At 69.3% G+C, this 10499-nt stretch carries 11 protein-coding genes; 7 read left to right on the forward strand and 4 right to left on the reverse strand.

All coding sequences use genetic code 11. The features are described from left to right. Positions 1-5 precede the first annotated feature (5 nt). Positions 6-449, reverse strand: coding sequence for a MarR family winged helix-turn-helix transcriptional regulator (locus tag AB4851_RS29710; protein ID WP_414444475.1), 444 nt, complete (start codon positions 447-449; stop codon positions 6-8). A gap of 497 nt (positions 450-946) precedes the next feature. Here AB4851_RS29710 and AB4851_RS29715 point away from each other — a divergent pair, with 497 nt between their 5' ends. Beyond that, positions 947-2254 (forward strand): MFS transporter, encoded by a 1308-nt coding sequence (locus tag AB4851_RS29715; RefSeq protein ID WP_414449945.1) that lies wholly within the window; start codon positions 947-949, stop codon positions 2252-2254. A 290-nt stretch (positions 2255-2544) separates the two neighbouring features. Here the strand turns inward: AB4851_RS29715 and AB4851_RS29720 are convergent, their stop codons facing one another. After that, positions 2545-2871, reverse strand: coding sequence for a DUF4148 domain-containing protein (locus tag AB4851_RS29720; protein ID WP_414449946.1), 327 nt, complete (start codon positions 2869-2871; stop codon positions 2545-2547). Between the two features lie 212 nt (positions 2872-3083). After that, a complete protein-coding gene (locus AB4851_RS29725) occupies positions 3084-3953 on the reverse strand; it encodes a LysR family transcriptional regulator (RefSeq protein ID WP_414449947.1) in 870 nt (289 codons plus the stop codon). A gap of 150 nt (positions 3954-4103) precedes the next feature. Between AB4851_RS29725 and AB4851_RS29730 the strand changes: the two genes are divergently transcribed. The 6 genes from AB4851_RS29730 (at position 4104) to AB4851_RS29755 (ending at position 9383) form a co-directional block, all read left to right on the forward strand. Next, on the forward strand, positions 4104-4538 hold the full coding sequence (locus AB4851_RS29730; RefSeq protein WP_414449948.1) for a VOC family protein: 435 nt from the start codon (positions 4104-4106) through the stop codon (positions 4536-4538). A 59-nt stretch (positions 4539-4597) separates the two neighbouring features. After that, a complete protein-coding gene (gene pxpB / locus AB4851_RS29735; RefSeq protein ID WP_414449949.1) occupies positions 4598-5410 on the forward strand; it encodes a 5-oxoprolinase subunit PxpB in 813 nt (270 codons plus the stop codon). After that, positions 5407-6357: a biotin-dependent carboxyltransferase family protein gene (locus tag AB4851_RS29740; protein ID WP_414449950.1), complete on the forward strand. Its 951-nt coding sequence runs from the start codon at positions 5407-5409 to the stop codon at positions 6355-6357. Before pxpB ends, AB4851_RS29740 begins: the two co-directional genes overlap by 4 nt. Next, positions 6347-7141, forward strand: a complete 795-nt coding sequence (locus tag AB4851_RS29745; RefSeq protein ID WP_414449951.1) for a LamB/YcsF family protein — start codon at positions 6347-6349, stop codon at positions 7139-7141. Before AB4851_RS29740 ends, AB4851_RS29745 begins: the two co-directional genes overlap by 11 nt. A gap of 61 nt (positions 7142-7202) precedes the next feature. Then, positions 7203-8534, forward strand: coding sequence for an MFS transporter (locus tag AB4851_RS29750; RefSeq protein WP_414449952.1), 1332 nt, complete (start codon positions 7203-7205; stop codon positions 8532-8534). 36 nt (positions 8535-8570) lie between these two features. Next, positions 8571-9383 carry a putative hydro-lyase gene (locus tag AB4851_RS29755; RefSeq protein ID WP_414449953.1) on the forward strand — a complete coding sequence of 271 codons (813 nt, stop codon included), beginning with the start codon at positions 8571-8573 and terminating at the stop codon, positions 9381-9383. Between the two features lie 19 nt (positions 9384-9402). On the opposite strand, the gene AB4851_RS29760 is transcribed toward AB4851_RS29755, so the two are convergent. Further along, positions 9403-10338, reverse strand: coding sequence for a hydroxymethylglutaryl-CoA lyase (locus tag AB4851_RS29760; protein WP_414451978.1), 936 nt, complete (start codon positions 10336-10338; stop codon positions 9403-9405). Positions 10339-10499: the final 161 nt, after the last annotated feature.

A 10499-nucleotide genomic window follows, 5' to 3' on the forward strand; every position in this document is an offset into this window, starting at 1 on the left:
GGAGCTTATTCGGCGTCGCCCTGCAGCATCTTGTCGAGCAGGTATTGCAGCGCGACGCGCTCGCCCACGTTCAGCGCGCCGTAGGTGCGCTCGGTCACCTGCTTGGCGAACGGCACGGTGCGATCGATCAGCGCCGAGCCCGAAGCGGTCGCGCGCACCATCAGCTTGCGGCCGTCGCTCGGATCGGGCATCACCTCGATCAGCGAACGTGCCTTGAGGCGCTCCACCACGCCGCGGATGGTCGCCTGATCGATCGCCGTGGTCTTGACGATGTCGTTCAGCGAACAGCCCTTCTTTTCCTTGACGGTGCAGAGCGTGACGAACTGCGCCGCGGTCAGGTCGGAATCCGGAATCGCCTCCTGGAAAATCGCGACATGACGCTGATACGCGCGCCGCAACAGGTGGCCGATCTGGTCGTGAAAGTCATACGAATCTTTGGAGGACGACATGAACGGCAGCGGCCCGAAGGCCCGAAATCGAAAGACGGGAAGTGTACACCCTCGACTTTTGGATTTTCGGCCAAACCGGCGCGCCACCTCGAATCGATCAAACCTCCCATCGCCGATCCGCATTTCAAGCCGCGCCAGCGCGATCGCCGTATTTCGCCCTGCGGGCAGGCACGAAAGATGCATGATTTCCCCACACATCAATTCATGATGTACACGCTTCATTTTCATGCGTAACCGCACAATCGGAGTGCAACGGAATGGGCACTTTCCGTGCGCGCCGCACCGTTCCGGCATGGATGAAAACACCTAGTAATTCAGGGCATCCCGCGACGGACAAGCGTTTCCGAAACGGCTTTGGCGAGCACCTCGAAGCCGGGCAATTTTGTAGTGTGTACGCTCATTAAATGGCGTGATATACAGAATCCGGGCGTCATCGCGCAAGTGACCGCGGCGACCGGCTTCCACCCAACCCGACCTATTCGACCAGGGGCAGTCCCATGTCAACCACTCATCCGAACGCGGCCTTGTCGGCCGACACGGCGCAGCACGCGGCGCTCTACCGCAAGGTCACGATTCGCCTCGTCACGATCTTCTGTCTCTGCTATTTCGCGGCCTACCTGGACCGCATCAACATCGGTCTCGCCAAGCTGCAGATGCTCGATGCGCTGAAGTTCAGCGACAGTATCTACGGGCTCGGCGCGGGCCTGTTCTTCGCGGGCTATATTTTGTTCGAAGTCCCGAGCAATCTGGTGCTGCAACGCGTGGGCGCCAAGCTATGGATCGCGCGGATCATGATCACCTGGGGCATCCTGTCGGGCGCAACGCTGTTCGTGCACACGCCGATGCAGTTCTATATCGTGCGCTTCCTGCTCGGCGCGGCCGAGGCCGGCTTCCTGCCGGGCGTGCTGCTCTATCTGACGCAGTGGTATCCCGACGCGCGCCGCGCGCGGATCGTCGCGCTGTTCATGGTGGGCCTGCCGCTGTCGAGCATGATCGGCAGCCCGATCTCGGGCTGGATCATGCGCTCGTTCGACGGCGTGCACGGCATGGGCGGCTGGCAGTGGCTGTTCCTGCTCGAAGCGCTGCCGTCGATCATCCTCGGCTTCGCCGTGCTGCGCTGGCTGCCGAACACGATCGAATCCACGCCGTGGCTCGACGCCGGCGAGAAACAGGCGCTGCGCGCGAACCTCGACAGCGATCCGGAAGGCAACAAGAGCCATGCACTGGCGCGCGCCTTCACCGATCCGAAGGTCTGGGCGCTCGGCATGATCGACCTGTGCGTGCTGCTCGGCCTGTATGCCGTCAGCTTCTGGCTGCCGACCATTCTGCGCGACACCGGCGTGAAGGACACCTATCAAATCGGCTGGCTGATGGTGATCCCGAACGCGGCGGCCGTGCTGGCCACGCTGTATTGCGGCGCCAGCTCGGACCGCACCCGCGAGCGCCGCTGGCACATCGTGGTGCCGTTCGCCGTGGCGGCCTTGTCGCTGGCGATCGCGGCGTCGTCCTCGCACGGCACGCTGATGACGCTGGTGCTGTTCTCGCTCGTCAACGCCGGTGCGGCAGCGGCAATGCCGGTGGTGTGGTCGCTGCCGTCGATGTTCCTGAAGGGTGCAGCGGCCGCGGGCGGCATCGCGTTCGCCTGCTCGCTGGCGAACCTGGGCGGCTTCGGCAGCACCTACTTCATCGGCTGGCTGCGCGACACGTTCCATTCGCAAAGCGCCGGGCTGTACGGCTTCGCCGTCTGCATGCTAGTGGGCTGTGCACTGGCGCTGGCCTATCCGAAGCAGCTCGTGAACCGCTGATCGAATAAAAAAACGGGCGGCGAAAGCTCGCCGCCCGCACAACACACTCTCACTTCAACCACCGATACCACACACACGTACTACACCGTTTCGCTACGGGAACGACAGGGACGACAGGTACAACGGGGACTTCGGTTACAACCCAACACCGGCTTGCTGCGTTACTGCCTGCCACTCGCTACGTACTGCCGGTTACCACCTTTCACCGCACGTCGCGCGGCGCCTCGAACCCGATCATTTCGCATGACTGAACGATTGGGGAGCGCCTGCCGCGACATATTCCGCTTCGCTTACGGATGGGCGTACATCGCGTTCCAGTCCGCCTTCGAGACGCCACGGCCGGCCGGGCTGCCCGATTGAACCCGGTTGCTCACGCCACCGTAGCCGCTCGTATCGCCACCGTTCATCGCGGCGACCTTGCGTTCCGCGGCCTGGATGTCGTCCGGGTAGTTCGGATCGGCACCGGCGCCGGGACGCCAGCCGGCCTTTTCCAGTTGCACCAGTTGGGCGCGCACTTCGGCACGCGTCACGGGGCCGTTCGATTGGGCCTGGGCAAACGAAGCAACGGGCACGACGAGCGCGGCGGCAACAGCAACAGCTTGAATAAGGTTCTTCATGATCGATACCTCCTGGGTTTGTGCATTCGGTCGACTGTGTTGCTCAACCGATGGACGAAGTGTAGGCCGGTCGATCCCTAGGGTTAACACCTAAATCGTGATTACAGAGTTCCTCGATTCAGAACAATAAGGCGCGAGGCCCGGTGTAGTAAGGCTCCCAGCCCGATCGGCCCGAGCCATTGCACGCACCGCCCTTTCAAAGCTTTCGACCATCACGCACCGGCGGCTGCCGCCGCGACGCATTCGGCGAACGTCGTCACCGCCGCCGGCCGCTCGCCCGCCGCGCGTTCCACGTAGCCGATCTCGCGCGCCGGCACCTCGCCGTCGAGCGGCAGCACCGCCACCGTCTTCGGAATCCGCAACGCCGCGGCCTGCGGCACCAGCGCCACCCCTACTCCACGCCCCACCAGTTCGACGATCGCCTGCAGTTCGTCGAGTTCCACCACGTCCTGCACGTTGATGCGCTGCTTGCGCAGCCAGCGCTCGACCAGCCGCCCGCCGAACGAATTGCGGTCGTAGCGCACGAACGGCTCGCTCTTGAGCAAGGCGCGCCAATCGTCGTGGCGCTGCGCGCGCGGCACGAGCAGCGCGAACGGCTCCTGCGTGAGCGCGCGCCAGCGCAGTTCGGCCGGCAGCGCGAACGGCGGCTTGATCAGCACCGCGCCGTCCACCTCGCCCGAATCGACCTGCGCCAGCAGGTTCAGCGACACGCCCGGGATCACCCGCACGCGCCAGCCCGGCGCGCGCTCGCGAAACAGCGCGATGGCCTGCACCAGCAGCAGCGTCTGCGCCGAGGCGATCGCGCCGATCCGCAGCAAGCCGGTGTCCTGCTCCGCGCCGCCCTCGTCGGCGAGCCGCGCGTAGGCGGCCAGCAATTCCTCGGCGCGCTCCACGGTGCGCCGCCCGGCCGCGTTCAGCGTGGCCGAGCGCCCGGTGCGGTCGAACAGCGCGAAGCCGAGTTCGTCCTCCAGCCGCTGGATCTGCGCGCTGACCGCCGACTGCGTCAGCCCGACCTGCGAACCGGCGCGCGCGAACGTGCCGTAGCGCACCACGGAAAGAAAGGTTTTCAGCTCGCGGATCATGGTCGATTGATCAAAAAAATTTGAGGTAAGTCACAAAATATATCGTTTTCCAGCGAATTTTGTCATACCTAGACTGTTTCTCATGCCGCGTGACACGGTTGGCGAATCCGCCGCCGGCACGCTCCCCACTGGCTCGATACGGAATACGCCATGAGCAATACGACCCTTTCCCAGCCGCCGTTCCATCTGGCGTTCCCGGTTCACAGCATCGCCAGCGCGCGCGAGTTCTACGGCGAACTGCTCGGTTGCCCAGAAGGCCGCAGCTCGGCCGAATGGGTGGACTTCAATTTCTACGGACACCAGATCGTCGCCCACCTCGCGCCCGACGAATGCGGCCATCGCCACACCAGCGCCGTGGACGGCGACGCCGTGCCGGTGCGCCACTTCGGCGCCGTGCTGTCGATGGCGCAATGGGAAGCGGCGGCCGACAAGCTGAAGGCCGCCGGCATGAAGTTCATCATCGAGCCGCACGTGCGCTTCAAGGGCGAAGTGGGCGAGCAGGCCACCATGTTCTTCCTCGACCCGTCGGGCAACGCGCTCGAATTCAAGGCGTTCGCGAACATCGAATCGCTGTTCGCCAAGTAAGCGCGACGCGGCGGGGGCCGTGCGCCCTCGCCGGTTTTCCCACGCCTCCGGCCGCTGCCATGACCCGCCCCACTGACGACGATCGCCCCGCCCCGGCCGCCGCCGAGCCGTTGACCGAGGTTCGCTGGACGCTCGCGCCCTCGGGCGAGCGCCTGCTGATGGTCGATCTGCACGCGCCGGACCTGCGCCGCGCCAATCTGGCCGCGCGTCATGCGGCGGCGGCCATCGCGCAGGCGCGTCTGCCGTTCGTGGTGGACATCGTGCCGGCGATGGCCACGGTCGGCATCCATTACGCGCTCGAACGCGTGCCGTTCAAGCGCGCCGATGCCTCGCCGTACGCAGTGGTGGAGCGGCTGATCGGCTCGTGCCTCGACGCGGCCTGGCAAGGCGGCGACGCCACGGCCGATGCCGCGCGGCACGCGAACGCGTCGAGCCGCATCGTCGAGATTCCGGTGTGCTATGGCGGCCTGCACGGCCCCGATCTGGCGGGCGTCGCGCAGTCGTGCGGCCTGTCGGAATCCGAACTGATTCGCCTGCACAGCGACACGCTGGTGGACGTCATGATGCTCGGCTTCGCGCCGGGCCACCCGTATCTCGGCCTGTTCGATCCGGCGCTGGCGGTGGCGCGGCGCGCGACGCCGCGCACCTCGGTGGCGTCCGGCTCGGTGGGCCTCGCCAACCGGCAATCGGTGATCTATCCGACCATGCTGCCGGGCGGCTGGAACGTGATCGGCCGCACCCCGCTCGCGCTGTTCGATGCCGAGCGCGACGCGCCCTGCCTCGTCACGGCCGGCGACCGCGTGCGCTTCGTGCCGATCGACGAGGACACGTTTCGGGCTGCCAACGAACACGCCCCGAGGAGAGCCGCATGACGATCGAAGTGATCCGCCCCGGCGCGCTGTCCAGCTTTCAGGATCTCGGCCGCACCGGTTACCAGCATCTCGGCGTGCCGGCCAACGGCGCAATGGACGAACACGCGCACCGGCTCGCCAACGCGCTGGTCGGCAACGCGCCCGGCGACGCCACGCTCGAAATCACGCTGACCGGCCCGACGCTGCGCTTTCATCGCGCGGCGGTGATCGCCGTATGCGGCGCGGATCTCGATGCCTGGCTCGACGACCAACCGCTGCCGCGCGATCGTGCGACGGTCGCGCCGGTGGGCAGCACGCTCGGCTTCGAGCGCCGCCGCAGCGGCGTGCGCGCCTATCTGGCGGTGCGCGGCGGCTTCGCGCTGGCCACGCCGATGGGCAGCGCCAGCACCGCGCTGCGCGCCGGCTACGGCGGCCTGCGCGGCCGCGCGCTGCGCCGTGGCGACACGCTGGCGATGCGCGAGCGCTATCCGTCGTTCCGCGAACGCGACGGCTTCGGCCCGGTGTTCGCCGACGGCGTGCTGCGCGAGGCCGGCGAGCCGCTGCGGATCGTGGCCGGCCGCGAATGGGCGCGCTTCAGCAGCGACGCGCACGCCACCCTGCTCGGCAGCGCCTATCGCGTGTCCGCGCAATCGGATCGGATGGGCTACCGGCTCGAAGGCGCGCCGCTCGCGCTGGCCGCGCCGTTCGAGGCCGCCTCGGAAGCGCTCGCGTTCGGCACCGTGCAGGTGCCGCCCGACGGCCAGCCGATCGTGCTGATGGCCGACCGCCAGACCACCGGCGGCTATCCGAAGATCGCGCAGGTGTGCGCGGTCGACCTGCCGCGCCTCGCGCAAGCCTCGCCCGGCGAGGCGCTGCGTTTCGAGCGGATCGAACTGGCCGACGCGCAGCGCCTCGCGCTCGCGCAGGCACGCGGCTTCGCCGCCTGGGAGCAAGGCCATGCGCACTGAACTCGATTTCAACAGCGACCTGGGCGAGAGCTTCGGCATCTACCGGCTCGGCGACGACGCCGCGGTGCTGCCGCACGTCAGCTCGGCCAATATCGCCTGCGGCTTCCACGCCGGCGACCCGCGCACCATCGCGCGCACCGTGCAGGCGGCCCGCGCGGCCGGCGCGGCGATCGGCGCGCATCCGGGCTTCCCGGATCTGCCCGGCTTCGGCCGCCGCGACATGCAACTGAGCGCCGACGAGCTGTACGCGATCACCGTCTACCAGGTCGGCGCGGTCAAGGCGTTCGCCGAGGCGGCCGGCGCGCGGCTCGCGCACGTCAAGCCGCACGGCGCGCTCTACAACCTCGCCGCGCGCCGCCGCGAGATCGCCGAGCCGATCTGCGCGGCGGTGCGCGATGTGGACCCCGCGCTGGTGTTCTACGCGCTGGCCGGCTCGGTGATGGTGGACGCCGCGCGCGACGCGGGCCTGCGCGTCGCGCAGGAAGTGTTCGCCGACCGCACCTACCAGGACGACGGCTCGCTGACGCCGCGCGGCGACCCGCGCGCGCTGATCGCCGATGCGGACACCGCGATCCGCCAGGTGTTCGGCATGCTGCGCGACGGCGTGGTGCATTCCGTGAACGGCGTGGCGATCCCGATCGAACCCGACACGCTCTGCATCCACGGCGACCAGCCCGGCGCGGCCGCCTTCGCGCAGCGGATTCGCGCCGCGCTCGACGCGGCCGGCATCGCGGTGCGGCCGCCGGCATTCGATCCTCACGGCGCGCTCGCCGTCACGCACTAGTTTCATCGCTTCGCTCGATCCCCACGCCGGCCCGCCGGCCAGCCATTAATCAGGAGTCCAGATGTTGAACGCAAGCACGGCAGAGCTTCAGGCGGCGCCGCTGGAACCGGACGCATCCGGCGCCACCGCCCGCGCGATCGCACGCAAGGCCGCGCTGGCGGCAGCGGCCGGCACGGCGATCGAATACTACGAATTCGGCGTGTACGGCTACATGGCGGCGCTGATCGGCCCGCTGTTCTTTCCGGCCGACAACCCCACCGCCGCGCTGCTGTCGATCCTCGCGATCTTCGGCAGCGCGTTCCTGATGCGGCCGATCGGCGGCATCGTGCTGGGCCGGCTCGGCGATCGCGTCGGCCGGCGCGCCGTGCTGCTGGTGACGGTGATCGGGATGGGCGTCGCCACCGCGGCGGTCGGCCTGCTGCCCACCGCGGCCACCGCCGGCGTGGCCGCGCCCATCGCGCTGCTCGCGGCGCGGCTCGCGCAGGGCTTCTTCTCGGGCGCGGAAGTGACCGGCGCGGCGGCCTATCTGGCCGAATCCGCACCGCGCGGCCGGCGCGGCTTCTACGGCGCGTTCACGCCGGTGGGCGTGGCGATCGGCGGCGCGCTGGCGGCGATCGTCTGCAGCCTGACCACCGCGTTCGTCGGCGCGGAGCAGATGCATGCGGGCGGCTGGCGCATTCCGTTCCTGATGGCGATCCCGTTCGTGCTGCTGTCGGCGCTGATCCGCAAGCGCGTCGACGAATCGGTGGCGTTCCGCCAGGCCGCCGCGCGCCACGAGCCGGCCAAGGCGCCGCTCGCCGAGGTGTTCGCGCGGCATCGCGCGGCGCTGCTCAAGGTGTTCCTGATCTCGTTCGGCCAGAACGCGGGCTACTGGGTCGGCTTCGTGTTCATGAACATCTACCTGACCACCTACCTCAAGTACGACAAGGTGAGCGTGTTCGCGCTGATGGCCTGCATCAGCCTGGCGATGGCCGTCATGATGCCGCTGTGGGGCGGGCTGTCGGACCGCATCGGGCGCCGCCGCGTGCTGATCGCCGGCTTCGTGGGCTATGTGGTGCTGATCTTCCCGATGATGGTGCTGATGAACCAGCACAGCTTCGCGCTGGCCGCGCTCGCGATGTTCGTGGTGGCGCTGCCGATGCCGGCCGTGCAATCGGTGGGCTACCCGACCTACGCCGAGCAATTCCCCACACGGGTGCGCTACACCGGCATGGCGTTCAGCTTCAACTTCGGCGCGATGCTCGGCGGCGGCGTGACGCCCTATCTCGCCACCGCGCTGATCGGCGCGACCGGCAACCTGATGTCGCCCGCGTTCCTGCTGGTGGGCGCGATGCTGATCGGCGGCGTGGCGCTGCTGGCGATGCGCGAGACGGCCAACGCCGCGCTCGACTGATCCGACCACCCCCTCGACGCCCCCCGTCCAGAAACCATGACCGAGATCGCTTCCCCGCCCCCGCCCGAGGCGGCCCTGAGCACGCCGCACGGCGCGCGCCTGGCGTTTCGCGCCGGCTACGACGGCAACACCAGCGGCGCAGCGCCGGGCCACGCGCAGGGCAACCTCGTGATCCTGCCCGCCGCCTACGCCGACGATTTCGCCGCGTACTGCCGCGCCAACCCCGTGCCGTGCCCGCTGATCGGCATGACCGCGCCGGGCGACCCGCGCCTGCCCGCGCTCGGCGCCGATCTCGACCTGCGCACCGACCTGCCGCGCTATCGCGTCTGGCGCGACGGCGTGCTGGTGGACGAGCCGCGCGAGATCCGCGCGCTGTGGCAGGACGATTTCGTCGGCTTCGTGATCGGCTGTTCGCTGTCGTTCGAGTTCGCGCTCGAACAGGCCGGGCTGCGCGTGCGCCACGTGGACGAGCGCAAGGTCGTGCCGATGTATCGCAGCGCGCTGCAGACCGTGCCGGTCGGGCCGTTTCGCGGGCCGACCGTGGTGTCGATGCGGCCCTACACGGCCGAGGAGACCGCGATCGCGTTCGAGGTGTGCGCAAAGCTGCCGGGCGCGCACGGCGCGCCGCTCCATGTCGGCGACCCGGCCGCGATCGGCATCGCCGACGTGAGCCGCCCCGACGAGGGCGAACCGACCGAGATCCGCGCCGGCGAGCAGCCGGTGTTCTGGGGCTGCGGGGTCACGCCGCAGGCGGCCGTGATCGAGGCGCGGCCGTCGATCTGCATCACGCACGCGCCGGGCTACATGCTGGTGTGCGATCCGCGCGTGGAGGCGTTGCGGTTGGTTTGATGGGGCGCAGGCGCACGTCTCACGCGCAGGCCACCGCCGCCGCCGCGCTTCGCGCCTGCCACGCCCGCGCGGCCCGCGACACGCCGGGCCGCCCGAGCGCGGCCGAGATGGTTTCGCCGGCCGCCACCAGCCGCCCCAGATCGATGCCGGTTTCGATCCCCAGCCCGTCGCACAGATAGACCAGATCCTCGCTCGCCAGGTTGCCGGTGGCGCCTGGCGAATACGGGCAGCCGCCGATCCCCGACACCGACGCGTCGAACACGGCCACCCCGGCCTGCAGCGCCGCGAACACGTTCGCCACCGCCATCCCCCAGGTGTCGTGGAAGTGCCCGGCCAGCGCGGCCACCGGCACCTCGCGCACGCAGGCGTCGAGCATGTGCCGGGTGGCCAGCGGCGTGCCGCGCCCGACGGTGTCGCCGAGGCTGATCTCGTGGCAGCCCATCCGGTACAGCTCGCCCGCCACGGCGGCCACCTGAGCCGGGGCCACCTCGCCCTCGTACGGGCAACCGAGCACGCACGACACGTAGCCGCGCACCGGCACGCCGGCCTGCCGCGCCTGCTCGATCACCGGCACGAAGCGCGCGAGGCTCTCGGCGATGCTGCACTGGATATTCGCCCGCGAGAAGCTTTCGGACGCCGCCGCGAACACCGCCACCTCGTCGCAGCGCGCCGCCAGCGCCGCCTCCAGCCCGCGCAGGTTCGGCACCAGCGCCGACAGCACCGCATCGGCGCGAGCCGGCGCGTTCGCCACGCCGGCGAGCACCTGCGCGCCGTCGGCCATCTGCGGCACCCATTTCGGCGACACGAACGAGGCGGCCTCGATATGCCTGGCGCCCGCGTCGAGCAGGCGTTCGATCAGACCGATCTTGGTTGCGGTCGCAACGAACGCGGCTTCGTTCTGCAAGCCGTCGCGCGGGCCGACCTCGACCAGCTTCACGCGCGCCGGAAGCGGCACGCCGCTTGCGTCAGGCACGCGGCGTGCGCCGGGCGCGGTTGCATCGCGCGGTTGGGGATGGTCGGGTTGCATGGTGTCGTCCTCCGGAACGGGTCGTTGGTATGTCGGTCATCGGCGGGCGCACCGGGCCCCGCGCACCGACTATCGTCCGGCCCGGCCCG

It is taken from the genome of Burkholderia sp. 22PA0099, from assembly GCF_047497165.1.
Taxonomy (GTDB): Bacteria; Pseudomonadota; Gammaproteobacteria; order Burkholderiales; family Burkholderiaceae; genus Burkholderia.

Bases quoted from the DNA above. Each gene is read 5' to 3' on its own strand.
- AB4851_RS29710 (WP_414444475.1), bottom strand. From the start codon at position 449: ATGTCGTCCTCCAAAGATTCGTATGACTTTCACGACCAGATCGGCCAC.
- AB4851_RS29715 (WP_414449945.1), top strand. From the start codon at position 947: ATGTCAACCACTCATCCGAACGCGGCCTTGTCGGCCGACACGGCGCAG.
- AB4851_RS29750 (WP_414449952.1), top strand. From the start codon at position 7,203: ATGTTGAACGCAAGCACGGCAGAGCTTCAGGCGGCGCCGCTGGAACCG.
- AB4851_RS29730 (WP_414449948.1), top strand. From the start codon at position 4,104: ATGAGCAATACGACCCTTTCCCAGCCGCCGTTCCATCTGGCGTTCCCG.
- pxpB (WP_414449949.1), top strand. From the start codon at position 4,598: ATGACCCGCCCCACTGACGACGATCGCCCCGCCCCGGCCGCCGCCGAG.
- AB4851_RS29740 (WP_414449950.1), top strand. From the start codon at position 5,407: ATGACGATCGAAGTGATCCGCCCCGGCGCGCTGTCCAGCTTTCAGGAT.
- AB4851_RS29720 (WP_414449946.1), bottom strand. From the start codon at position 2,871: ATGAAGAACCTTATTCAAGCTGTTGCTGTTGCCGCCGCGCTCGTCGTG.
- AB4851_RS29755 (WP_414449953.1), top strand. From the start codon at position 8,571: ATGACCGAGATCGCTTCCCCGCCCCCGCCCGAGGCGGCCCTGAGCACG.
- AB4851_RS29725 (WP_414449947.1), bottom strand. From the start codon at position 3,953: ATGATCCGCGAGCTGAAAACCTTTCTTTCCGTGGTGCGCTACGGCACG.
- AB4851_RS29745 (WP_414449951.1), top strand. From the start codon at position 6,347: ATGCGCACTGAACTCGATTTCAACAGCGACCTGGGCGAGAGCTTCGGC.